The organism is Thiomicrorhabdus sp. Kp2 (assembly GCF_000478585.1).
GTDB lineage: Bacteria > Pseudomonadota > Gammaproteobacteria > Thiomicrospirales > Thiomicrospiraceae > Thiomicrorhabdus.
The window spans coordinates 2,665,520-2,688,499 of record NZ_ARWI01000001.1; the positions used below are offsets into that span (position 1 = coordinate 2,665,520).

23 protein-coding genes are annotated in these 22,980 nt (G+C 40.0%); 15 read left to right on the forward strand and 8 right to left on the reverse strand.

All coding sequences use genetic code 11. From position 1 onward, the window contains the following. Positions 1 to 182: 182 nt before the first annotated feature. The 3 genes from A379_RS12140 (at position 183) to A379_RS12150 (ending at position 3,544) form a co-directional block, all read left to right on the forward strand. Positions 183 to 2,096 (forward strand): 5'-nucleotidase C-terminal domain-containing protein, encoded by a 1,914-nt coding sequence (locus A379_RS12140; RefSeq protein ID WP_040728362.1) that lies wholly within the window; start codon positions 183 to 185, stop codon positions 2,094 to 2,096. Positions 2,097 to 2,195: 99 nt separating this feature from the next. Next, the gene (locus tag A379_RS12145; protein ID WP_040725716.1) at positions 2,196 to 2,708 is read left to right on the forward strand and encodes a helix-turn-helix domain-containing protein; all 513 of its coding nucleotides are present in this window, start codon (positions 2,196 to 2,198) and stop codon (positions 2,706 to 2,708) included. Further along, positions 2,618 to 3,544: an IS3 family transposase gene (locus tag A379_RS12150; protein WP_106381680.1), complete on the forward strand. Its 927-nt coding sequence runs from the start codon at positions 2,618 to 2,620 to the stop codon at positions 3,542 to 3,544. The genes A379_RS12145 and A379_RS12150 overlap by 91 nt, the downstream gene beginning before the upstream one ends. A gap of 96 nt (positions 3,545 to 3,640) precedes the next feature. On the opposite strand, the gene A379_RS12155 is transcribed toward A379_RS12150, so the two are convergent. The 6 genes from A379_RS12155 to ettA all read right to left on the reverse strand — a co-directional run bounded on the left by A379_RS12155 (position 3,641) and on the right by ettA (position 8,953). Beyond that, positions 3,641 to 4,051: a hypothetical protein gene (locus tag A379_RS12155; protein ID WP_040728363.1), complete on the reverse strand. Its 411-nt coding sequence runs from the start codon at positions 4,049 to 4,051 to the stop codon at positions 3,641 to 3,643. A 246-nt stretch (positions 4,052 to 4,297) separates the two neighbouring features. Continuing rightward, on the reverse strand, positions 4,298 to 4,834 hold the full coding sequence (locus A379_RS12160; RefSeq protein WP_040728364.1) for a DUF6428 family protein: 537 nt from the start codon (positions 4,832 to 4,834) through the stop codon (positions 4,298 to 4,300). Between the two features lie 131 nt (positions 4,835 to 4,965). Continuing rightward, on the reverse strand, positions 4,966 to 5,556 hold the full coding sequence (gene sigZ / locus A379_RS12165; protein WP_051145211.1) for an RNA polymerase sigma factor SigZ: 591 nt from the start codon (positions 5,554 to 5,556) through the stop codon (positions 4,966 to 4,968). A 251-nt stretch (positions 5,557 to 5,807) separates the two neighbouring features. Continuing rightward, complete coding sequence (locus A379_RS12170; RefSeq protein WP_040728365.1) at positions 5,808 to 6,299, reverse strand: DsrE family protein; 492 nt, start codon at positions 6,297 to 6,299, stop codon at positions 5,808 to 5,810. A gap of 50 nt (positions 6,300 to 6,349) precedes the next feature. Beyond that, on the reverse strand, positions 6,350 to 7,261 hold the full coding sequence (locus tag A379_RS12175; protein ID WP_040728366.1) for a sensor domain-containing diguanylate cyclase: 912 nt from the start codon (positions 7,259 to 7,261) through the stop codon (positions 6,350 to 6,352). A gap of 21 nt (positions 7,262 to 7,282) precedes the next feature. After that, a complete protein-coding gene (gene ettA / locus A379_RS12180; protein ID WP_040728367.1) occupies positions 7,283 to 8,953 on the reverse strand; it encodes an energy-dependent translational throttle protein EttA in 1,671 nt (556 codons plus the stop codon). 228 nt (positions 8,954 to 9,181) lie between these two features. Here ettA and glyA point away from each other — a divergent pair, with 228 nt between their 5' ends. The 8 genes from glyA to thiL all read left to right on the forward strand — a co-directional run bounded on the left by glyA (position 9,182) and on the right by thiL (position 16,229). Then, the gene (glyA, locus tag A379_RS12185) at positions 9,182 to 10,453 is read left to right on the forward strand and encodes a serine hydroxymethyltransferase (protein ID WP_040728368.1); all 1,272 of its coding nucleotides are present in this window, start codon (positions 9,182 to 9,184) and stop codon (positions 10,451 to 10,453) included. A 195-nt stretch (positions 10,454 to 10,648) separates the two neighbouring features. Beyond that, entirely contained in the window at positions 10,649 to 11,113 is a 465-nt protein-coding gene (nrdR, locus tag A379_RS12190; RefSeq protein WP_040728370.1) for a transcriptional regulator NrdR, read from the forward strand. 39 nt (positions 11,114 to 11,152) lie between these two features. Continuing rightward, on the forward strand, positions 11,153 to 12,307 hold the full coding sequence (gene ribD / locus A379_RS12195; RefSeq protein WP_232744852.1) for a bifunctional diaminohydroxyphosphoribosylaminopyrimidine deaminase/5-amino-6-(5-phosphoribosylamino)uracil reductase RibD: 1,155 nt from the start codon (positions 11,153 to 11,155) through the stop codon (positions 12,305 to 12,307). Positions 12,308 to 12,309: 2 nt separating this feature from the next. Beyond that, positions 12,310 to 12,960, forward strand: a complete 651-nt coding sequence (locus A379_RS12200; RefSeq protein ID WP_040728371.1) for a riboflavin synthase — start codon at positions 12,310 to 12,312, stop codon at positions 12,958 to 12,960. Positions 12,961 to 12,962: 2 nt separating this feature from the next. Beyond that, a complete protein-coding gene (gene ribBA / locus A379_RS12205; RefSeq protein WP_040728372.1) occupies positions 12,963 to 14,078 on the forward strand; it encodes a bifunctional 3,4-dihydroxy-2-butanone-4-phosphate synthase/GTP cyclohydrolase II in 1,116 nt (371 codons plus the stop codon). Positions 14,079 to 14,182: 104 nt separating this feature from the next. Then, complete coding sequence (gene ribE, locus A379_RS12210; RefSeq protein ID WP_040728374.1) at positions 14,183 to 14,644, forward strand: 6,7-dimethyl-8-ribityllumazine synthase; 462 nt, start codon at positions 14,183 to 14,185, stop codon at positions 14,642 to 14,644. After that, positions 14,644 to 15,123, forward strand: a complete 480-nt coding sequence (gene nusB / locus A379_RS12215; protein WP_081696423.1) for a transcription antitermination factor NusB — start codon at positions 14,644 to 14,646, stop codon at positions 15,121 to 15,123. The genes ribE and nusB overlap by 1 nt, the downstream gene beginning before the upstream one ends. A gap of 74 nt (positions 15,124 to 15,197) precedes the next feature. Continuing rightward, a complete protein-coding gene (gene thiL / locus A379_RS12220; RefSeq protein WP_040728376.1) occupies positions 15,198 to 16,229 on the forward strand; it encodes a thiamine-phosphate kinase in 1,032 nt (343 codons plus the stop codon). Between the two features lie 87 nt (positions 16,230 to 16,316). On the opposite strand, the gene A379_RS12225 is transcribed toward thiL, so the two are convergent. Continuing rightward, the gene (locus tag A379_RS12225) at positions 16,317 to 17,387 is read right to left on the reverse strand and encodes a 3-deoxy-7-phosphoheptulonate synthase (RefSeq protein WP_040728378.1); all 1,071 of its coding nucleotides are present in this window, start codon (positions 17,385 to 17,387) and stop codon (positions 16,317 to 16,319) included. Positions 17,388 to 17,692: 305 nt separating this feature from the next. Here A379_RS12225 and A379_RS12230 point away from each other — a divergent pair, with 305 nt between their 5' ends. Continuing rightward, entirely contained in the window at positions 17,693 to 17,983 is a 291-nt protein-coding gene (locus A379_RS12230) for a DUF3579 domain-containing protein (RefSeq protein ID WP_040728380.1), read from the forward strand. 117 nt (positions 17,984 to 18,100) lie between these two features. Here A379_RS12230 and A379_RS12235 read toward each other — a convergent pair whose 3' ends face one another. Then, positions 18,101 to 18,886, reverse strand: coding sequence for an A24 family peptidase (locus tag A379_RS12235; protein WP_040728382.1), 786 nt, complete (start codon positions 18,884 to 18,886; stop codon positions 18,101 to 18,103). A 314-nt stretch (positions 18,887 to 19,200) separates the two neighbouring features. Between A379_RS12235 and A379_RS12240 the strand changes: the two genes are divergently transcribed. The 3 genes from A379_RS12240 (at position 19,201) to nadA (ending at position 22,947) form a co-directional block, all read left to right on the forward strand. Beyond that, positions 19,201 to 19,893 (forward strand): DUF502 domain-containing protein, encoded by a 693-nt coding sequence (locus tag A379_RS12240; RefSeq protein WP_051145212.1) that lies wholly within the window; start codon positions 19,201 to 19,203, stop codon positions 19,891 to 19,893. 157 nt (positions 19,894 to 20,050) lie between these two features. Next, entirely contained in the window at positions 20,051 to 21,832 is a 1,782-nt protein-coding gene (gene aspS / locus A379_RS12245) for an aspartate--tRNA ligase (RefSeq protein ID WP_040728383.1), read from the forward strand. 26 nt (positions 21,833 to 21,858) lie between these two features. Then, positions 21,859 to 22,947, forward strand: coding sequence for a quinolinate synthase NadA (nadA, locus tag A379_RS12250; protein WP_232744853.1), 1,089 nt, complete (start codon positions 21,859 to 21,861; stop codon positions 22,945 to 22,947). Positions 22,948 to 22,980 lie beyond the last annotated feature (33 nt).

Sequence of the window (22,980 nt, forward strand, 5' to 3'; positions counted from 1 at the left end):
AAGCTTTAAGTACAAAATAAATGTTTATAAGAAATTGCTAATAAGTTTTTTCTGTTAATTGATAACTTTCATTTATTTGACTTTAATAGGACGAACCCTTAAATTGTTCTGACTAATTTAAAAGCCCTTGTTTTATAGTGTATAAAAAAGGGGTGTTATTTTCATTAAAACGGAGAGACCTAATGTCTTTAAATCGCCGCGAATTTCTTCACGTAATGTCAATGGCTGCTGCAGCTGGAATGTTACCTGGTACTGCAAGTGCAATGTCTGGTGGAGCTGATAAAGCTGCTATCGCTAAAGCTTCTGATGAGATCTATAACCAACCTATGAAAGGAAAGGTTCGTCTTTTACACATCACAGATACTCATGCACAGTTAAAGCCTATTTATTTCCGTGAACCTAACGTTAACTTAGGTACGGGTCCTGCGTTTGGTAAGTTACCGCATGTTGTTGGTACAAAATTGTTACAAGAAATTGGTGTTAAAGAAAACACTCCTCTAGCACATGCATTCTCATACATTAACTTTAAAGATGCTTCTGAACAGTACGGTAAAGTAGGTGGTTTTGCACACGTTAAAACATTGTTAGATAAGTTGCGTGAGCAAGCTGGTGGTCGTGATAATACGTTAACTATGGATGGTGGTGATTTATGGCACGGTTCAGGTACTGCGTTATTTACACGTGGTATGGACATGGTTGAAGCATCAAACCTATTAGGTGTTGATATTATGACTGGTCACTGGGAATTTACCTATGGTGAAGCAGAAGTATTTAAGAACCTAAATGCATTCAAAGGTGAGTTTTTAGCGCAAAACGTACGTATTAAAGAAGATTCACTGTTTGGTGATGATTACCGTGAAATGGTAGCAGCTCATAATGGTGTAGGTCTTTATGATGAAGATGAAGCTCGTGCATTTAAGCCGTATACAGTTAAGATTGTAAATGGTGAGCGTATTGCTGTTGTAGGTCAAGCATTCCCTCGTACTGCAAACGCAAACCCACAGTCAAACTTCCCAGATTGGTCTTTCGGTCTTCGTGAAGATGCTCTACAAGAGTTAGTTGACAAAATCCGTGAAAAAGAGAAAGTAGCGGCTATCGTTATGATCTCTCACAACGGTATGGATGTTGATATCAAGATGGCTTCACGCGTAAGCGGTATTGATGCAATCTTTGGTGGTCACACTCATGATGGTATTCCAAAGACGACTCCTGTTAAAACTCCTGAAGGTGGCGTATGTCACGTAACGAATGCGGGTTCTAACGGTAAGTTCGTAGGTTGCATGGATTTAGATATTCAGAACGGTAAACTACGTGGTGTTGACTACAAATTACTTCCTGTATTCTCTAATGTGTTAGCTGCTGATGCAGAAGTTCAGACTTTCATTGATCACCTTTACACTAAGAAATATGATGAAAACATCATTGAATCACGTAACCCTGATCGCGCTGTAAACAAAGACCGTTTAGGTAAGACTTACGGTGAAATCTTAGGTGAAGAACTAGCTGTAGCAGAAGATACTCTATACCGTCGTGGTAACTTCATGGGTACTTGGGATCAGATTATCGTAAACTCTCTACGTGAAGAGCACGATACTCAAATCGCAATGTCTGCTGGTGTTCGTTGGGGTACTTCAGTTCTAGCTGGCGAAATGATTACTATGGAACGCGTTATGGATGAAACGTCTATGACTTACGGTGAAACATACAAGTCAGAAGTGACAGGTGCTCAAATGAAAGATATCCTAGAAGGTATCTGTGAGAACCTATTCCAAAAAGACCCATACCTACAGTCTGGTGGTGATATGGTACGTCTTGGTGGTATGGACTACGCTTGTGAGCCAAATGGTAAATTCGGTAGCCGTATTTCTGAAATGCGTCTAGATGATGGTACGCCTTTAGAAGCAAACAAAACGTATACTGTTGCTGGTTGGGCGCAGGTTGAAGCTGTGGGTCAAGGTCGTCTAATGTGGGATGTTGCAGCTGATTACCTACGTAACCATAAAGGTTCTACTAAGCTTAAGAAAATTAACCATCCTAAGCTTAAAGGTGTTAAAAACAACCCTGGTATCGAAGCATACGAAGGTGAAATGGCTTAATTTATTAGTTAATAGATTATTAAGTTATTTAACACTCAATAAAAAACCAGCTTTATGAAGTGACCCCCAAATGTTGGACACCAACTTTGGGGGTTTTTCATGTCCAAATACAATCGAGAATTTAAACTGGCGATTGCTAAGCAATGCCTTTCTCATGAATCCAGTCTGTCCATTTCCAAGCGACTCGGTATTCCAGATCGCTATATCCGTTACTGGACACAAGTCTATCGTTTCCATGGTCAAAATGCGTTTATCAAACGAAACACACCATACTCTTTTGAAGACAAATATCGTATCCTAAAACACATGCGTGAAAATAACTGGTCTATTAGTTATACCAGTATTGTCCATAACATGAGTTCTCCAGGTACGATTTCTACTTGGCTCACTCAATTCGAACGGTTCGGCCTTTCAGGCTTGCAGCCTAAAAAGCAGGGTAGAAAAATGAAAAAAAACCAAAAGCAAGAAACCATTAAACCAACCGAACAAATGAGCCTAGAAGAGTTACGAGAAGAACTCGAATACCGTCGAGCGGAGAATGCTTATTTAAAAAAGCTCGATGCCCTGCTTCAGGAAAAAGAACGCCAAACCAAGAAAAAGCAGGGCTCATAGATCAGCTTAGAAAGTTCTATCCACTTAAACATCTTCTCAAGGCCGCAGGGCTTGCGCGCAGTGTGTTTTATTACCATCAGGCGCGCAATGCGCTGCCTGATCGTTATGCGGACGTTAAAAGAGCGATTCAACAACTCTGTAATGAGCATAAAGGTCGTTATGGGTATCGACGCATGACCTATGCGTTAAGACGCTTAGGTCACTTTTTAAACAAGAAGGCCGTTCAACGTTTAATGCAAGAACTGAACTTGAAGTCATTCGTCAGGCCAAAGCGTTACCGATCCTATAGAGGTCAAGTAGGCCGAATTGCCGAAAATGTGCTTCAAAGAAACTTCCGTGTTGATGCACCGGATAAAAAATGGGTCACCGATGTCACGGAGTTTAAAGTCGGAGAACAGCGAGTTTACTTATCCCCAGTGATTGACCTGTTTAACCAAGAAGTGATTAGTTATCGAGTGGCCAAGAGTGCACGGCTACCACTGGTGACCGACATGCTAAAAGAAGCAGTCAATAAGTTAACAGGCAAAGTCAAACCGATATTCCACAGTGATCAAGGCTGGCAGTATCAGCATAGTGATGTACAGAAGTTACTAAAAGAGAATGGATTAACTCAGAGCATGTCAAGAAAAGGGAACTGTTTAGATAATGCGGTTGCTGAGAACTTTTTTGGAATCCTCAAAACCGAGATGTATCATCGTAAGAAGTTCAATAGCGCTGAGCATCTAATGGAAGAAATTAAAGACTATATTGAGTATTACAATACAAAACGAATCAAGGTGAAACTAAAAGGCCTGACTCCGATAGAATATCGAAATCAGGCCTTAAGTGCCGTTTAACTAAAATGTCCAACTTTTTGGGGTCACTTCATTATGCTGGTTTTTTTATATCTAGAGTTTTGTTGTTTACAAGTTACCAGGCCTGGTAACTTGTTTTTAAAGATGGCAAAGGGTTTTATTTATTCGATGCTGGGCAATATTGTTACCTTTTAAGTCTTCATACTGAACAATAACTTCTTTATCCAATCCTTCCCCTTGAATCGTGTAAAACATATCGGTTTTACAGTAGCTATCAATAATATTTAAGGTAAAGCTATTTTGAAAGTTCACGCCATTCACTCGACTTGCTGTACCAGCTATGTTATCAATCATTGCGCTATAACTAAGTTTGGGATTGTGGGTTACTTGAATAATGATTTGTTTATTTTTTTGAAAGGTCGATATGTGTTCAATTCCAGGTCTTGAATGGGTATGAAGATATAAAGTCAGCGTTTCATTTAAGGTGTTTACGAGGTCATAAACCGTGTTGCTTTGGTTTTTTTCGTGCTCATTGTTGTCATTTGCCATTAACGGAGTGGCTAGATATATTAGGTTGACAAAGATAAGCGGTAGATAGAGATTATTCATTAAATAAGTAATATTGATTAATATTTTCTCATTATAGTTTGCTCATTCTATTAAATGAATAGTTTTGAGTAATATTTTAATGACTTTTAAAGTCAATATTCTACAAGCCTTGGGATTGTGAAAACCCAAGGCTCTAGTCAACTAGGTGAATTTGATATTTCTTTAGCCTATTTGAGTTTTGCGTATTTAACCACAACAACTTGTTTTTGCGCTTGGTGAGCAACAACTGGATTGTGTTATAGATGTTTTATTTGAGTTGCTACAGCAAGAATTTGTGGCATTGTTATCAATCTCTTGTTGATGTCGAACAGCCGCTAAACACTGTGTTTTTGAGAGTGTTAAATGCAAATTAATGGTGTCCTCAGTTTGCTCAATACGTTCAATAGGGTAGAGGGATACTAAATCTGTTTTATATTCAATTAATAACTCACTGTTGTTTGCATCAGGTAATAAATTCAAAATGAATTGGCTCTGTTGCAAAATTTTAGCCGTTGTCTGTGCTGTTAAACGGTGTTGGGTATCAATACCTAACCAAAGTTGGATTTGCACTTGATGTTCAGTGCGGGTATGTCCTCCGCAATCAATGAAGTTACGTGAAACCGAACCTATATCTGTCATATGGTAGTGAGCGGGAATCATTTCATTATTCGGTAAATAAAATCGAAGTTGTTTCGTTGGGTTGTTTGTAATTGCATCATTAAATTCTTTAAATAGAATGCTCATTTTGTCTCCATAATAAATTGTGTTTTTGTACTCCCTTATGTAGACGGTAAGAGTTGGAAAAAGACGCAAAATAAATGGTGAGTATTTAATGAATTTAAACTTTAAAAAGTGAAGAGTAGGTTTTAGTTTGATTAACAGCAGCTAGAATCATTGGGTTTACATATCAATGTAGAGCTTGCTGTTTTTTTTGTATGAAAATCTTCAATTTGATTTGATTGATTTAGTTCAAATTCACAACACTGATGCAGTAAGTCTTTTAATAGAGCTCGACCGCGTTGTACTCTAGATTTAGCACCTGATAATGAAATCCCATCTAAATCAGCAATGTTTTGTTGAGTTAATCCTTGAATTTCAGATTGGTGAATTGCAAGGCGGTAATCTGTAGGTAAAGCATCTATTAAAGGGGTTAAGCATTCTGAGAGAGCTTGGCGGTTTAGTTCAGTTTCTTCAAATAGATTGCCTAAATCCTCAGTTGTAAGCCAATCTGGTAAAGTTTCACTGACCTTGTTTGTTCGATAGTAGTCAATAATGGTGTTGCGAGTAATTTGAAAAAGCCAGCTTTCCAATTTACTGCTCTCTTTCAAATCATTTAGCTTTGGTAAGGCTTTAATAAAAATCTCTTGTAATAAATCTTCAGCATCGAGCTGTTGGCTCACACGGCTTTTAATAAAATTTAAGAGTTTAGCGTGGTAGGTTCTCCATATTGTTTCAGCATTGTGCATCAATAACCTCCAAGTTTTTGCATTTAACTAATTTTTTAAAAAAACGATGTAACCCAAAATTACAGGAACTACTATGCCATTGTAGGGTAGTGGTTGCTAAGTCATGTTGGATGTCGATAGGTATAGTGCGTGAGTAATTAACCGTTGACTCAGGTTTATGAGGCAACGGTATTTAAAGGCTGTCTAAATTGATTTTAACGACTGAGTTTTCTAATGGAATCCATTTTTAGGTGTTGGTTTGGATTTTAAGCTTACTGTACTTTCAAATAAGCGTAACCTTCACTTTGTAAAATAGCGATCTTAGCCACTCCAGATGGTGCAAACTGAATGCCTTTGTAAACTTTAGCTTGTGGTAAACCCACTTCGTCACGTGTTTTATCACATAAATGTACTTTAACATTACGCACATTAATTAAGGCATCTAAACGGCCTTTAAGTTCATTACGTCTATCCAGCAAATCTTTATCCGCTTGGTAAGGTGTGCCTTTAAGCTCATCATCGGTAGTAAAGCGTAAACCATAACCCACAAACACCAAGTGTACATCCGCTTCCATTAGTTCCGATTCATAGAAATTGATAATGTTATTGATTGACGTTAAGGTTGCTGAATAACGAGTAGGGTCTTTAAAATCGACATGGTAAACCACCTTAGCTCCATCATCCGCTGCTTGTGAGTTTAATGAAAATATTGTTAATGATGCCACAAGTAGGGCGCCTAACACCTTCTTAATCATCTGTTTCATTTTGATCTCCTTATCGTGTTTTAGAAAACAAGTCTATATTGATTATACACTTACATAATACGGGTAATATCACGTGTACCTTCCGCAGCTTGAATGGCGGCATTCACACGTTGAAATAACACCTGGCTATCTTCGTCTTTTGCTCTAAGTTCTGTTACGCCTGCATGACTGGTTAGACAGGTTGTTTGGCCATCGTCTAGCTTAATTGTTTGAGCAGAGATGGTTTCTTGCGCCAATTTAGCGATGCGAAATGCATCAACTGCTTTGACTTCAGGTAAAACAATCATAAACTGATCACAGCTTAAACGCCCTATATAACCTAACTCTTTGACCACGTTTTGAATGGCATGGGCCGCTGTCAATATGGCTTTATCACCCATTTCATGTCCATAACCATCGGTAATGCGTTTAAAGCAATCTAGGTTGATTTTAGCTAATGAAAGGGCTTTATTATTCAGTTGTGCTTTATTGAGTTCTTCATCGACTAAGCCTAAAAAGAAATCACGGTTATATAGACTGGTTAAAGGATCAGTAGAGGAGAGGTGCTCAATTTGTTCTTCCATGTGTTTACGGCTAGTGATGTTTATGGCTAACCAAATTGCCGCAGGTTGCTCATAGGTACCTTCCGTAACAGGGTAAACACGCGCTTCATACCATTGTCCCCCATGAGGTCCTTCTTGAACGCCTTCTACTTCATTGTTAGCCAATTGGTATTCAATCTCTTGTAGTTGACCTGAATCGATAGCGCGTTGTACCACTTTTAAAAAACGGTTCGCCATCTGCTCAGGAAGTACTTCATGATATTTTTTGCCAATCAATCCTGAACCATCAGCGTATAAATTACGCGCTTGACCTCCAACAATATCTAGGTAAGTTCCATCTTGCCCCATCACAAAGATAGGGTCAGGCATGGCATTAGCAATCGCCTCTAAATGCGAAGCAGTAGTATGAATCTCAGTCATAGCTTAATCCTTTTAATCTTTTTAATTCTTTGTGATTGGCTTGTATTTAATTCTGTGTGGTTGGGCAGCATCAGCACCTTTGCGGCGTTTTAGGTCTTCTTCGTAATCAGAGAAGTTACCCTCAAACCATTCAACGTGTGAATCACCTTCAAAGGCTAGCATGTGAGTGGCAATTCGGTCTAAGAACCAACGGTCATGGGAGATAACCACTGCACAACCTGCAAATTCGAGTAGAGCCTCTTCTAATGCACGCAAGGTTTCAACATCTAAATCGTTGGTTGGTTCATCCAATAACAGTAAGTTACCACCACTGCGTAGCGTTTTGGCCAAATGCACACGGTTACGTTCACCACCAGATAGCTGGCCGATTTTCTTTTGCTGATCGCCACCTCTAAAATTAAAGCGACTGCAGTAGGCACGTGAGTTTACCTCAGTATTACCTACCATAAAGATTTCATCACCTTCAGAAATCTCTTCCCAAACGGTTTTATTATCATCCAGTGCATCGCGACTTTGATCTACATAAGAGAGTTGTACGGTTTCGCCAAATTCGATGGTTCCTGAATCAGGTTGTTCCTGACCAGTTAGCATTTTAAATAGGGTAGATTTACCCGCACCGTTGGCACCAATAATCCCTACAATGCCACCTTGAGGTAAACGGAAGTTTAGGTCATCGATTAATAAGCGGTCACCAAAACCTTTAGAGATATGATTTACTTCAATGACCTTTTCACCTAAACGTTCAGCAACAGGAATAAATATTTCACTGGTTTCATTACGTTTTTGGCTCTCTTGTGAGCTAAGCTCTTCAAAACGAGCTAAACGCGCTTTTGATTTAGCATGACGACCTTTAGCGTTTGACCGAACCCACTCCAGCTCACTTTTAATGGTTTTCATGCGAGCCGCTTCGGATTTAGACTCTTGCTCAAGGCGTTTTTCCTTTTGGTCTAACCAAGAAGAGTAGTTGCCTTCGTACGGGATTCCTTCACCACGGTCAAGTTCTAAAATCCATTGAGCGGCGTTGTCTAAGAAGTATCTATCGTGTGTGATAGCTACAACCGTTCCTGGAAAATCCAGAAGAAAGCGTTCTAACCAAGCAATGGATTCTGCGTCTAAGTGGTTAGTTGGCTCATCTAATAAAAGCATGTCTGGTTTTTCTAAAAGAAGTTTGCAAAGTGCAACTCGGCGTTTTTCACCACCTGATAGGTGTGATACTTCTGAATCCCAGTCAGGTAATCGTAGTGCATCTGCCGCAATCTCGAGTCTTCGCTCAATGTTATGACCATCTTTTGCTTGAATAATGTCTTCAATCTCGGCTTGTTTTTTTGCAAGTGCGTCAAAATCTGCATCAGGTTCTGCATAGGCGGCATAAACCGCATCTAACTCAGCTAAAGCATCTTTGACTTCAGAAACAGCCTCTTCAATATTGCCGCGAACGGTTTTGCTTTCATCAAGTTGAGGCTCTTGAGCTAGGTAACCAATTTTAATACCTGGTTGTGGACGTGCTTCACCAACAATATCTGTATCCAGGCCTGCCATAATTTTTAAAAGGGTGGATTTACCAGACCCGTTTAAACCTAAAACACCAATTTTGGCACCTGGAAAAAACGATAATGAGATGTCTTTTAATATGTGACGATTTGGCGGGACAACCTTACCCACGCGGTTCATGGTGTATACAAACTGAGCCATGTATCTTCCTAACTATTTTTAATGTGTTTTGTTAATGATTGCTATAAATTTTATTTAAGAAACTTTACCTAAAATTAGCCATTATATAAAGCTTTAAATCAAAGACGTTTCCATTAAGGTACTACATATAGTGGTTGACTAAATAATTGATTTGGTTATTTGGCGTAAAACAGGTAAAATCGTCGTCTTTGAAAATATCGCAATTTTTTGAAACGGAGAGCCGTAAACATGTTCACAAAATCCATGACTATCGCAGGTTACGATGATTTAATCGCTGATGCGATTAAAAACGAAGAAAATCGTCAAGAATCTCACATTGAGTTAATCGCATCTGAAAACTACACCAGCCCACGTGTTATGGAAGCTCAAGGCTCTTATTTCACAAACAAATACGCCGAAGGGTATCCTGGTAAACGTTACTATGGTGGTTGTGAGTTTGCAGATGTTGTAGAGCAAGCAGCTATTGATCGTGCTAAAGAGTTATTTGGTGCTGACTATGCTAACGTACAGCCGCATTCTGGTTCGCAAGCCAATGCAGCTGTGTATATGGCTTTACTAAATCCTGGTGATACTGTTCTTGGTATGAGCTTGGCTCACGGTGGTCACTTGACTCACGGTTCTCATGTTAGTTTTTCAGGTAAAATTTATAACGCGGTTCAGTACGGTATTGATCCAGTTTCTGGTCGAATTGATTATGATGAAGTTCAGGCGTTAGCAAACGAACATAAACCTAAGATGATTATTGCTGGTTTCTCAGCCTATTCTCAGGTAATTGATTGGGCTAAATTCCGTGAAATTGCAGATTCTGTAGGTGCTTACTTATTTGTTGATATGGCTCACGTTGCTGGATTAATTGCAGGTGGTCTGTATCCTAACCCTGTGCCACACGCGCATGTTGTTACAACCACAACACATAAAACGTTACGCGGCCCTCGTGGTGGTTTGATTTTATCTAAAGGTCATGAAGAGCTTGAGAAAAAGTTAAACTCAGCGATTTTCCCTGGTGGTCAAGGTGGACCTTTAGTGCATGTAATGGCGGCTAAAGCGGTTGCATTTAAAGAGTGTTTAGAGCCTTCTTGGAAAACTTACTGTGAAAATGTGGTTAAAAACGCTCAAGCGATGGCTAAAGTATTTATGTCACGTGGTTGCGATGTCGTTTCTGGTGGTACAGAAAACCACTTGTTCCTAGTGAGCTTAATTGAAAAAGGCTTAACAGGTAAGCTTGTGGATAAAGCGTTAGATGAAGCGCATATTACTGTAAACAAAAACTCGGTACCAAATGATCCTATGTCACCGTTTGTTACAAGTGGTATTCGTGTAGGTACAGCAGCAGCAACTTCACGTGATTTTAATGAAGAAGATTGCATTAACTTGGCAACTTGGATGTGTGATGTGATTGATGCCTGCGACCAAGCAAACGAAACTTGGGATGAAGCAGTAATAGCTGATGTTCGTAATAAAGTTTCTGCGTTATGCGCGGCTAAGCCTGTTTACAAATAATGAAAAAGGTTTTATTCCATTGAATAGAACCTTTTTGAGACTGTTTTTTATGTAAGCAGCATCTAAAACCACCAGGCCTGGTGGTTTTTTAGTATTTGCAATTTAAAAAAAGTACAATTGAATTTCTGTTAGAGAGTTCTACCACTTTTAAGGTGTTTATCCTGCCTCAAAACGATAAAAGCAAAGGAGCTTGCTATGCATTGTCCATTCTGTAATGCGTCAGATACAAAAGTCATTGACTCACGCCTAGCAACTGAAGGTGTTCAGGTACGTCGTCGTAGAGAATGTATTCAGTGTTCTGAACGTTTTACAACTTACGAGTCTGCTGAACTTTCTTTGCCACGTGTGGTTAAGAGTGATGGTAATCGAGAGAAGTTTGATGAATCTAAGATTCGTCGTGGTTTAATCAAAGCGCTTGAAAAACGTCCTGTTTCGAGTGATGCGATTGACCAAGTCGCTAGCCAAATGACTAAACGATTGATGTCAGAGGGCGTACGAGAAATCCCTTCCTCAACACTTGGCGAATGGGTTATGGATGCGTTACGAGATTTAGATCAAGTAGCTTATGTGCGATTTGCTTCTGTTTATCGTTCATTCCAAGATGTAAACGCTTTCAGAGAAGAGATTGAACGTCTTGTTCAAGTTACCACTGCTAAATAACCTTAATACTGCGTTATGAGATAAATAAGGACTGCCGTTTTGACTGACTCAGCCATGCTTAAATCTGATGTTTTTTTTATGCAAAAAGCGATTGATTTGGCTAGAAAAGGGCTTTATTCAACTAAACCTAATCCAGCTGTTGGTTGTGTATTAGTGAAAGACGGCATCATTGCGGGTGAGGGTTGGCATCAAAAAGCGGGTCAGCCACATGCTGAACGAGTGGCTTTAGCGAATGCTGGCGAAAAAGCGCAAGGGTCAACCGCTTATGTAACATTAGAACCGTGCTCTCATTTTGGTAGAACCCCACCTTGTGCAGATGGTTTGATTGAAGCTAAAGTGGCTAGAGTGGTGGTCGCCATGCGAGACCCAAATCCGCTGGTTGCTGGGCAAGGAATTCAAAGAATTGAAAATGCTGGAATTGAAGTGGTTGTTGGTGTTTTAGAGGCTGAAGCCAAAGCGATTAATTTAGGATTTATTAGAAAAATGGAAAAACAGTTACCGTTTGTTAGGTTAAAGATGGCTAGTAGTTTAGATGGTCGTACCGCCATGAATAATGGCGAAAGCCATTGGATTACGGGTGAAGAATCGCGCCGTGAAGTTCATAAAATGCGCGCCCTAAGTGGTGCTTTAATCACAGGTATTGGTACTGTGTTAGCCGATGACCCAAGTTTAACCGTTCGTTTAACAGATGAAGAGTTGGCGGCGTTAAATCTAACCCAAGAAAATTGCCATCCCATTCGTGTGGTGCTTGACCCTAATTTGAGTATGCCTACCGATGCCAAAATGCTATCGTTACCAGGACGTACTATTTTAATGACCTCAAAAGAAACGACAGATAGAGCGCCTGAATTGGTGGAAATATTGCATAATCAAGGCATAGAAATGGTTGCAGTGTCCGCTCAAGACGACCATTTAGATATTGAATCTATTTTGCGTTACCTTGCCGAAGTGGAAGATATAAATGACGTTATGGTTGAGTCGGGTGCAATTGTCGCAGGTGCTTTTATGCAATCAGGCCTGGTGAATGAATTGCATAGTTTTATTGCCCCGTCCTTAATGGGAAATGCCGCCAAGCCGATGTTTGTGTTACCAGGGATTGATTCAATGGAACAAAAGATGAATTTTCAAATTCAATCAATGGATCGTTTTGGTGACGATGTCCGATTAATCTTAGTACCAAAGGAAACGGTTTAATTATGTTTACTGGAATTATTCAGGCAGAAGGAACCATTGCGGCTATCGAGCCAAAAGAGGGTGATTGGAAGGTCACGATTAATGTTGGCAAGCTTGATATGAGTGATGTGGACATAGGGGACAGTATTGCGGCGAATGGTATTTGCTTGACCGCAATTGAATTTAACGATAGTCAATATGTTGCAGATGTCTCTGGAGAAACTTTAAAAGTCACAAATGCTGGCGCTTGGAAGTCTGGCACACCAGTCAATCTAGAAAAAGCTTTAACCCTCCAGGATCGTTTAGGTGGTCACTTGGTCAGTGGTCATGTAGATGGTATTGGTCAGGTTGTTTCAATCTCTCAGGATGCTCGTTCATGGCGTTATGAGGTAGAAGCTCCGATTGAGATATGTAAGTACATTGCCGCCAAGGGCTCTATCTGTATTAACGGTATTAGTTTGACCGTAAATCAGGTGGATGGTTGTAAGTTTGGTGTCAATATCGTGCCGCATACTCGCCAAGAAACCACAATTAAATATTTAGAAATTGGCTCAACCGTCAATTTAGAAGTCGATTTGCTCGCTCGTTATCTCGAACGAATGATGACCGCTCCACAACCCAATCAAGAGAGTAGAATTACTCCAGAATTTTTAGCTGAAAACGGATTTAAGTAAAGATGCCATTAAATACAATTGAAGAACTCATCGAAGATTACAGACAAGGCAAGATGGTCATCCTAATGGATGATGAAGACCGAGAAAATGAAGGTGACTTATTAGTTCCTGCCAATACATGTAGTGCAGAAGATATAAACTTTATGGCGAAATATGGCCGTGGTTTAATTTGCTTAACCTTGACTAAGGAGCGTTGTAATCAGCTACATTTGCCACTGATGGTTACCAATAATACAGATCAAAATGGTACCAATTTTACGGTTTCTATTGAAGCCGCAGAAGGGGTTACAACGGGTATTTCTGCCGCAGATAGAGCTGTAACCGTACAAGCAGCTGTTGCGCAAAATGCAGGGCCAGCAGATATTGTGACACCAGGGCATATTTTTCCGTTAATGGCACAGCCAGGCGGTGTTTTGACTCGTGCGGGCCATACTGAAGCGGGTTGTGATTTAGCGCGTTTAGCAGGTATGGAGCCAGCATCCGTTATTGTTGAAATCATGAATGAAGATGGTTCAATGGCGCGTCGTGAAGACCTTGAGGGTTACGCTGCGGAACATGGTTTAAAAATTGGCACAATTGCAGATTTAATTGAGTACCGTTTACAAAACGAAAAAACCATTGAGCGTGTTTCTGAGTGTAAGTTGCCAACACAGTTTGGTGATTTTAAACTGATTGGTTATCAAGATGTTCTTGAACAAAAAGCCCATTTTGCACTCGTGTACGGAAAAATCGACAGTAACAAACCTACTGCAGTGCGTGTTCATATGCTAGATACTTTATGTGATGTGTTTGGTTCGCAGCGTCAAGAGTGTGGTTGGTCTTTAGATAAAGCGATGAATCAGGTGGCTGAAGAGGGCGCTGGTGCGATTGTTGTGTTGCGTAAGCATGAAGATGCCTCGGAGTTATTAGATAAAATTCAACAATACCAAATGAAAGATTTAGGGGTTAAATCACCAGAGCGTATCTCGGATGATGATGCAAAAACTTATGGACTTGGTGCACAAATTATTGCGGACTTAGGCATTAAAAAGTTAAAAATCATAGGTTCAGCTTGGCCAATGAAAGGGTTGAGTGGGTTTGGCTTAGAGATAACAGAAGTCGTTGCCAAAAAAGACTAAATGATTTTTGCGTGAGCAAACGGTTAGAATTTTTTTTTAACCTATTAATTTATGGCAAAATACCCAGTTAAATGCAAATAAACAGAATGTAAGAGAAGTAGATTATGGAAATGATTCAAGGCAACTTAAATGCTGAGGGAATGAAGCTTGGTTTTGTGGTAACACGATGGAATAGCTTTGTGGTTGATCACCTAGTTAAAGGTTCTATTGAAGCAGTAGAAAGACACGGTGGTTCAGCAGATAACATCACCCAAGTATTGGTTCCTGGTGCATTTGAAGTGCCACTTGCTGTAGAAAAAATGGCCGCTTCTGGTAAGTATGATGCAATCGTTGCTTTGGGTGCTGTTATACAAGGTGGTACACCGCATTTTGATTATGTAGCAGGTGAAGCGACTAAGGGTATTAGTAACGTTATGCTTAAATATGGTGTACCTGTTGCATTTGGTATCTTAACAGTCAACTCAATTGAACAAGCCATTGAGCGTTCTGGTACTAAAATGGGTAATAAAGGTGAAGAAGCTACGGTTTCTGCGATTGAAATGGTTAACGTGTTGAAGCAGCTTTAATGAAAACAATCAAAGATATTCAACCAGGCCAGGGCGAAGAAGTCATTGAAAAAGAAGGTCAAGTAACGCCACGTACACAATCACGTCGTGTGGCTATGCAAGCATTGTATCAGTGGCAACTAACCAATGAAGAGATTCCAGAAATCATCAAACAATTCAATGAAGACGGATTGCTTGAAGGGTTAGAGTTTGATTTCTTTAAAGAGTTGTTAACTGAGGTTTCTAACTCATCAGACAGTTTAGATGCGCTGTATGCGGACTATTTAGATCGTTCTGTGGCTCGTATTGACCCAGTTGAGCGTGCCATTATGCGAATGGGTGCTTACGAACTACAATCAAAAATTGAAATTCCATACAAAGTTATCATTAACGAAAGTGTTGAATTGGCCAAACGTTTTGGGGCAGAAGAGAGTCACAAATACGTAAACGGTATTTTAGACAATGTGGCTAAGCAGTTACGCTCGTCAGAAATGGCGTAAAATGGTTTAAGTACTCTTGAAAACCTCGTCTTTACGGGGTTTTTTTATACCAGAAATATATCAATAGAAAATTTATGGCTAGTGAATTTGAATTAATAAACACGCTGTTTGAACCCTTATCAAAAGGGCTATCAAGTGACGAAATAGGCATTGGCGATGATGGAGCGGTGCTTAATGTGCCCAATAATCATCAGTTGGTTGTGGTGACGGATACTTTGGTTTCAGGGGTGCATTTTCCAGAAAATGCCAGCGCCTATGACATTGCCTGGAAAGCGGTAGCCGTTAATTTAAGCGACCTAGCAGCAATGGGCGCTAAACCAGGGTTTTACTCACTCGCTTTAACGATCCCTAATAATGACCAGGCCTGGTTGGTTGATTTTGCCAAAGGTCTTGCCGATATTTGTTCCGCCTACAAGATTCCGTTAATTGGCGGAGACACCACTAAAGGCCCTTTAACGATTACAGTTACCGCGCAAGGTTTTGTAGAGCGAGGCACGGCGTTAAAGCGTTCGGGGGCTAAAGTAGGTGATTTAATTTGTGTGACCAATACCATTGGTGATGGAGCTTTGGGTTTAAAAGTGGCTTTTAATGAGTTACCAGGCCTGGTAAAACAAGAGATGACTCAAGAGCAGAGTTTGCATCTGTTAAATGCTTTAAACCGTCCAGAACCGCAGTTAGCAATAGGTCAATACCTACCCAAAATTGCCAATAGTGCAATTGATATTTCTGATGGATTGTTGGCTGATTTAAATCATATTTTGGAAGCGTCTAATAAACTTATAGAGTCAGGTGGGAAAAGGCTTTCAGCTAAGATAGAGTTAGACTCAATTCCTTTATCAAACGCAGCAAAATTATATATTGATAAAACGGGGGACTGGAAAACGATTTTAGCTGGCGGTGATGACTATCAGCTCTGTTTTACTCTTTCAGAAGAGCAGTTGGGTTTGGCAAAAGAGACAGCGAATCGCTTGGGGATGAGGGTTTCTGTGATTGGTCAGGTGGTTGTTTCAGCAGTGGTGAGTAAAGAGCAAGATGTAAAAATTGAGTTATTTTTAAGCGGTACTTCTTTTGATGTGAGTGACTCTAAAGGCTATCTTCACTTTTAACGTTTTGTTAACAAATTGCATACAAATAAAAATGCCTGGTAGCAAACAATTGCTACCAGGCATTTTTATTTAATAAGAGATGGTGATTTACTTCTTGTTAAGCGCTCTGCGTGCCATAACCCCTTGAGATAGGCTTTCAAGAACGGTTAAACTGTCATCCCAATCAATACAAGCATCTGTAATGCTTTGGCCATAGTTGAGGGGTTGGCCTGGTTCAACATCTTGGCGTCCACCAACGAGATGGCTTTCTACCATGGCACCCATAATATACGGTGAGCCAGCGGCAAGCTGTTCTTTGATTGATTCTGCAACCACTAGTTGTCTTTCGTGCTGTTTGCTGCTGTTTGCATGGCTACAGTCAATCATTAGCTTGTCTTCAACCTTGGCCGCTTGTAGTTGTTGTACCGCATCAGTGACAAACTCAGCCTCGTAATTTGGTCCATCATTACCACCACGTAAAATAACGTGACAATCCTCATTGCCATTGGTTTCAAAAATAGCAGAATGACCATCTTTAGTTAATGACATAAAAATATGAGGATTATTCGCAGCACGGATTGCATCCACGGCCACTTTAAAGCCACCATCGGTTCCGTTTTTGAAGCCCACAGGGCAAGACAGGCCTGACGCTAGCTCACGGTGACCTTGGCTTTCGGTTGTGCGAGCACCAATGGCGCCCCAAGAAATTAAATCAGCGACATATTGTGGTGAGATTAAATCTAAAAACTCAGTGGCTGCAGGTACGCCCATATCGTTTATGTCACGTAAAAGTTCACGAGCAAGTCCTAAGCCTTTATTGATTTCAAATGATTCATTAAGGTTTGGATCGTTAATCAAACCTTTCCAGCCAACAGTGGTTCTTGGCTTTTCAAAGTAAACACGCATAACAATTAGCAGAGAGTCTTTGTATTTTTCGATCTGCTCTTTCAGTTTTTTTGCATATTCACGTGCTGCCCCTGTGTCGTGAATTGAACATGGGCCAATCACCACTAACATGCGGTCATCTCTGCCAGCAAGAATATTGTGAATTTGCTGACGTGTATCATAAACAGTTTGAGCGGCGTTTTCTGTAATAGGAAACTGCTCATGCAAATCACGAGGTGAACGAACTTCTGTGATGTTTTTGATGCGTAAATCATCTGTTTGATACTGCGTCATATTGAAACCTTAATCATCAAATTGTTTTTTATGTGTATTTTTAGGCTAAAAATACGTGGGAATAAACGCGATATTATGCCACTTTATGACGCTATTTGCTTTATCAATTCTTGTAAATAACAGTGATTTCTTATGTTTTTTTATATTGGACGAAATTTACCAGGCCTGGTAAGTTGATTTTACGATCAATTTAATCGTTATTTTTTATACTAAAAACATGAAAAAATACCCTGAGATGCTAAAAACTCTATGAATAACTATGCTAAAATCATTGCGTTTTAAAATACTGAGTATGGGCTAGGCAAGTGCATTGTAAATATATTATTGAAGGCGTTACTGAAGACGGCCGAAAATTTAGACCGAGCGATTGGATTGATCGTATCTCATCAATGGGTGCATCGTATGATATGCAGAGACTTGTTTATTCAGACATGCTTCATCCAGAGTTATATGAAGGGCAAAAGTGCTTGATGATTGATATGGCACTGGAACAGAAAAACCCTGGTATGTTTCAATATGTAATGAATTTTGTTAAAAGCAATAAGTTGAAAATGACTCAAGTATGTGATTTGGATGAGTCTAAGCTGGGCGCTTAACTTAACGTTAAGGTCGAAGTTGTAAAGCTGACTAGGTTGATGATTAAAAACCCCGATAAATCATATTTATCGGGGTTTTTTTATGGCCTTTTTTTAACTTATGGTAACGCTGATGAATTAAAAAATATTTGGTCCTAAGAATAAAGTGGCCCAGCCACCGATGGCTAAAAATGGTCCAAAGGCTAAAGGTGTATCTTTACCTCTTGTTTTGAGCATAATACCAATGACACTCACTAAAATACTGGTAACGGCCGCAATTAGAATGATTTGTGGTAATGCGATAAATCCAAACCAAGCACCTAAAGCGGCTAATAATTTAAAGTCTCCATAGCCCATGCCTTCTTTGCCTGTTAGTAATTTAAAGGCATGAAAAACAATCCAAAGTAAAAGGTAGCCAATTGCGGCACCCCAGATGGCATCAATAGGTGTTGCGAAGAGTGTTTGTGTGTTGAAGAGTAAGCCAAGCCAAAGTAATGGTAGGCTTAGGTTGTCTAAAATTAGTTGGTGTTCATAGTCCACCACAAAAATAGCAATAAGCATCCAGCTAAATAAGGTAGCGGCTACGCCTTCTGTGGTTAAGCCGAATTGCCACATGCAGGCCACAGTAAAGAGTGCGGTGCTGGCTTCAATAATGGGGTATCGAGGTGAGATTTTGCTTTGACAGTTATGGCATTTGCCTTTGGAATAGAGCCAGCTGAAAAGAGGGATAAGCCTGTACCAAGGCAGAGAGGCATCACATTGTGGGCATTTTGAGCCTCCTAGACTGATCTCTTTAAATTGTGCTTCCTCTTCCATCATCATGATGCGTGGGAGTCGCCAAGTAAGCATGGATAGAAAACTGCCAATTACGAGTCCAAGAATGCCGCTGAAAATAAGAAGTTGTGTGGTAGTGAGTTCTGTCATTTTAGAGGCTCTTAAAGGGTGTTTGCTTGTATTTATTCTCAAGCGCTTGGGTTAAGTTAATTGTGTGAACACTTTATCAAAAATTGATATTAATGCCTATTTTGTTTCACTGAATCTTTTTCATTTTATACCAGAAATTAATTCCAAGGTTTTACATAATAGGCCGATTTGAAGGAGGCTGTTACAAGGTTTGTTTTGGAATCAAAAAATAATCAATAAAAGCAGCTATATTGAGTAAATCTGTTGTTAAAAGTGTTATGAATTCCTTTATAATGTCGTGTTCTCTTATGAGTTAATTAACTAGGTTGTGTTAAGTGTCTTTTTTTAAGCGTTATTTGATTGCTGGATTATTGGTATGGCTTCCTTTGGGTGTGACCATTGCGGTAATCAAATTTTTGGTGGAGTTTTTTGACCAGACCTTATTGTTAATTCCACATGCTTATCGTCCTGAAACCTTGTTGGGGTTTAATATACCAGGCCTGGGGGTTGTGCTTTCACTGTTATTGATTTTAATAACGGGTGTTTTTGTTGCTAATTTATTGGGCAGTAAAATTGTTGGCTTGTGGGAGGCTTTTTTATCCAGGATTCCACTGGTTCGCTCCATTTATAATGCGGTAAAACAAATTGCTGAAGCGGTGTTTGGTTCTGGTGATCAAACTTTTGAAAAGGTCTATTTAATTGAATACCCTAGAAAACATTTATGGACTTTAGCATTTCAAACCAGTACTCATCAGGCCGAGGCTCAGAGAAAAACGGGTATGAATGATGTGGTGAATTTGTTTGTGCCAACAACACCGAACCCAACTTCGGGTTTTTTTATTATGGCAAGTCGCCATGAAGTTGTTGAGTTGGAGATGAATGTGGATGACGCTTTAAAAATGGTTATTTCTGGTGGCGTGGTAGTGCCAGGAATGAAAAAGGGCAAAGATGGCAAAATGATCATTCCAGACAGTCTTCAAGGCACACAAGGCATAGAGTCGGTTTCACCACCTGTAAGTGAGAAATAGTTAATTGGTTCAAAAAGCACTTGAACTCTAGATCCATTAGAAAAACAGATTTATTTTAGAGGTTGCAATTGAGCAACCAAAGCAATGACTACCGCTTAATGAGCAACATAATTGATTGTGCGTTAAGCGGTTAAATTTATTAAAGGTATTAAAGAGTATGCGTACGCAGTATTGTGGGCAAGTTACAGAAACATTTATTGACCAAACCGTAACCGTTGCTGGTTGGGTTCATCGTCGCCGTGACCACGGTGGGGTTATCTTTATCGATTTACGTGACCGTGAAGGTTTGGTACAAGTGGTTGTAAACCCAGATACAGCAGATATTTTTGCAAAAGCAGAACGTTTGCGCTCTGAGTGCGTCTTACAGATTACGGGGCAGGTTATTGCTCGTACAGAAGGCACAATTAACCCAAATATGACTACGGGTAAAATTGAAATTGTGGCGACTGAGCTGAATGTGCTTAGTATGGCAGAGCCGATTCCATTTCAGTTAGATGATAAGAACGTCGGTGAAGAGACGCGTCTAAAATATCGCTACATTGATTTACGTCGTGAAGAGATGCAGCAAACATTAATGCTGCGTTATAAAGTAACACGTTCAATGCGTCGTTACCTTGATGACAACAACTTTATGGATATTGAAACACCAATTCTGACAAAATCAACGCCAGAAGGTGCGCGTGATTATTTAGTGCCAAGCCGTACTCACCAAAATAAATTCTTCGCACTACCTCAGTCGCCACAGCTGTTTAAACAGTTATTAATGATGTCTGGTTTTGACCGTTATTACCAAATCACCCGTTGTTTCCGTGATGAAGATTTACGTGCAGACCGTCAGCCTGAATTTACTCAGTTAGATATTGAGACTTCTTTTATGGAAGAAGACGCGGTTATGAACGTGATGGAAGGCTTGACTAAGACCATCTTTAAAGAAACGATTGGTCACGATTTTGGTTATGACTTTCCACGTATGACTTATGCAGAAGCGATTGAAAAGTATGGTATTGATCGCCCTGATTTGCGTATTGATATGCAGTTGGTTGATGTCGCTGATTTATTACAGGATATTGATTTTAAAGTGTTTGCAGGGCCAGCTAAAGATCCAAAAGGCCGTGTTGTTGCACTTAAAGTGCCTGGTGCGGGCGCAATGAGTCGTAAAGACATTGATGCTTACACTAAATTTGTGGGTATCTACGGTGCAAAAGGTTTGGCTTATATTAAGGTAAATGATCTGTCTGCGGGCATTGATGGTCTGCAGTCACCAATCGTTAAATTCTTCCCTGACCAGGTGATGGAAATCATGCAGCGTGTTGGCGCTCAAGATGGTGATATCGTTTTCTTTGGTGCCGATAAAGCCAAAATTGTAAACGACGCTTTGGGCGCTTTACGAGTCAAGATTGGTGAAGATTTAAATATGTTGAATGGTCAGTTTAAGCCTGTATGGGTTGTTGACTTCCCTATGTTTGAAGAAGATGAAGAAAACGCACGTATGACGGCGATTCACCATCCGTTTACACAGCCAAAAGCGACCACTGAAGAAATCTTAAATCATCACGCTCCTGAGCAAATGCTTTCTAAAGCGTATGATTTGGTTATCAATGGTCTAGAAGTGGGTGGTGGTTCTGTGCGTATTCACGATACAAACATGCAAGCAGCCGTATTAAAACTATTAGGTATTTCGGATGAAGAAGCCCAAGATAAGTTTGGCTTCTTACTGAATGCACTGAAATATGGTTGTCCTCCACACGCGGGTATGGCATTTGGTTTAGATCGTTTAGTGATGATTTTAGGTAATATTGATTCAATACGTGATGTTATTGCATTCCCTAAAACACAGTCAGCGGCGTGTCTATTAACAGAAGCACCAGGCCTGGTAGATAATGCTCAGCTTGAAGATTTGGCTCTAAGATTTAGAAAGCCAATGCGTGGCGAAGCGTAATCAATAAACCTATAGAGAACTCATTTATGTCAGAAGTGATGTCAACCAAGTCAACCGAGATACCGACCCAATTAGAGTCGCGTATTCAGCAGTTGGCATCATCAGCCCCAACGCAGCCTTGGTTAAACAATGCTGAAAAAGAGACGTTGAAAGCGGAAATTAAGCAGTTATTAAAAGCTAATAATGCTCAATTGGTGGCGCATTATTATGTTGACGATGAGCTTCAAGCATTGGCAGAAGAAACGGGCGGTACGGTGGCTGACTCTTTAGAGATGGCTAATTTTGGTGCTCAGTCTGATGCGGATATGTTGGTGGTCTGTGGTGTACGTTTTATGGGTGAAACCGCTAAGATGTTAAGCCCAGAAAAAACCATTTTAATGCCTGATTTAGAAGCGACGTGTTCTTTAGATGTAGGTTGTCCTGCGGATGAATTTGCTAAGTTTTGTGCTCAACACCCAGACTACACGGTGGTGGTTTATGCCAATACCAGTGCAGAAGTAAAAGCGATAGCGGATTGGGTGGTGACATCAGGCAATGCATTGCAAATTGTGACCCATCTAAAAGAACAAGGCCAAAAAATCATTTGGGCGCCTGATCGCCATTTAGGAAACTGGATTGAACAGCAAACGGGTGTAGAGATGCTTCGTTGGCAAGGGCATTGTATTGTCCATGATGAATTTAAAACGTTTGAATTAGAGTCGTTAAAACAACAACACCCAAATGCAAAAGTTTTGGTTCATCCTGAATCCCCTTCGGAAGTTGTTGATTTAGCGGATGTCGTTGGTTCAACCAAGGTGTTATTAAATGCTGTGGTGGATATGCCTGATAACGAATTTATTGTGGCAACCGATTATGGCATCTTCTATAAGATGCAACAGTTAGCACCCAATAAAAAACTTTATATTGCACCCACAGGCAGTAAAAAAGACTCATGTAACAGTTGCGCGCACTGCCCTTGGATGGCCATGAACGGTTTGCAAAACTTGCGTGATTGTTTAAAAAATCATACGGGTGAAGTGTTGGTTGATGAGGATGTTCGTCAAAAAGCGTTGATTTCGTTACAAAGAATGTTAGATTTTTCAAGACAAGCAGGCCTGGTCAAATCAAATAATTAAAAGCAATATTTAATAAGCGGGTGTTTTAGCCCG

Bases quoted from the DNA above. Each gene is read 5' to 3' on its own strand.
- nusB (WP_081696423.1), top strand. From the start codon at position 14,644: ATGAAAACAATCAAAGATATTCAACCAGGCCAGGGCGAAGAAGTCATT.
- A379_RS12160 (WP_040728364.1), bottom strand. From the start codon at position 4,834: ATGAGCATTCTATTTAAAGAATTTAATGATGCAATTACAAACAACCCA.
- ettA (WP_040728367.1), bottom strand. From the start codon at position 8,953: ATGGCTCAGTTTGTATACACCATGAACCGCGTGGGTAAGGTTGTCCCG.
- A379_RS12140 (WP_040728362.1), top strand. From the start codon at position 183: ATGTCTTTAAATCGCCGCGAATTTCTTCACGTAATGTCAATGGCTGCT.
- A379_RS12235 (WP_040728382.1), bottom strand. From the start codon at position 18,886: ATGACAGAACTCACTACCACACAACTTCTTATTTTCAGCGGCATTCTT.
- aspS (WP_040728383.1), top strand. From the start codon at position 20,051: ATGCGTACGCAGTATTGTGGGCAAGTTACAGAAACATTTATTGACCAA.
- A379_RS12225 (WP_040728378.1), bottom strand. From the start codon at position 17,387: ATGACGCAGTATCAAACAGATGATTTACGCATCAAAAACATCACAGAA.
- nrdR (WP_040728370.1), top strand. From the start codon at position 10,649: ATGCATTGTCCATTCTGTAATGCGTCAGATACAAAAGTCATTGACTCA.
- A379_RS12170 (WP_040728365.1), bottom strand. From the start codon at position 6,299: ATGAAACAGATGATTAAGAAGGTGTTAGGCGCCCTACTTGTGGCATCA.
- A379_RS12145 (WP_040725716.1), top strand. From the start codon at position 2,196: ATGTCCAAATACAATCGAGAATTTAAACTGGCGATTGCTAAGCAATGC.
- ribE (WP_040728374.1), top strand. From the start codon at position 14,183: ATGGAAATGATTCAAGGCAACTTAAATGCTGAGGGAATGAAGCTTGGT.
- A379_RS12155 (WP_040728363.1), bottom strand. From the start codon at position 4,051: ATGGCAAATGACAACAATGAGCACGAAAAAAACCAAAGCAACACGGTT.
- A379_RS12175 (WP_040728366.1), bottom strand. From the start codon at position 7,261: ATGACTGAGATTCATACTACTGCTTCGCATTTAGAGGCGATTGCTAAT.
- sigZ (WP_051145211.1), bottom strand. From the start codon at position 5,556: ATGCACAATGCTGAAACAATATGGAGAACCTACCACGCTAAACTCTTA.
- A379_RS12200 (WP_040728371.1), top strand. From the start codon at position 12,310: ATGTTTACTGGAATTATTCAGGCAGAAGGAACCATTGCGGCTATCGAG.
- nadA (WP_232744853.1), top strand. From the start codon at position 21,859: ATGTCAGAAGTGATGTCAACCAAGTCAACCGAGATACCGACCCAATTA.
- glyA (WP_040728368.1), top strand. From the start codon at position 9,182: ATGTTCACAAAATCCATGACTATCGCAGGTTACGATGATTTAATCGCT.
- thiL (WP_040728376.1), top strand. From the start codon at position 15,198: ATGGCTAGTGAATTTGAATTAATAAACACGCTGTTTGAACCCTTATCA.
- ribBA (WP_040728372.1), top strand. From the start codon at position 12,963: ATGCCATTAAATACAATTGAAGAACTCATCGAAGATTACAGACAAGGC.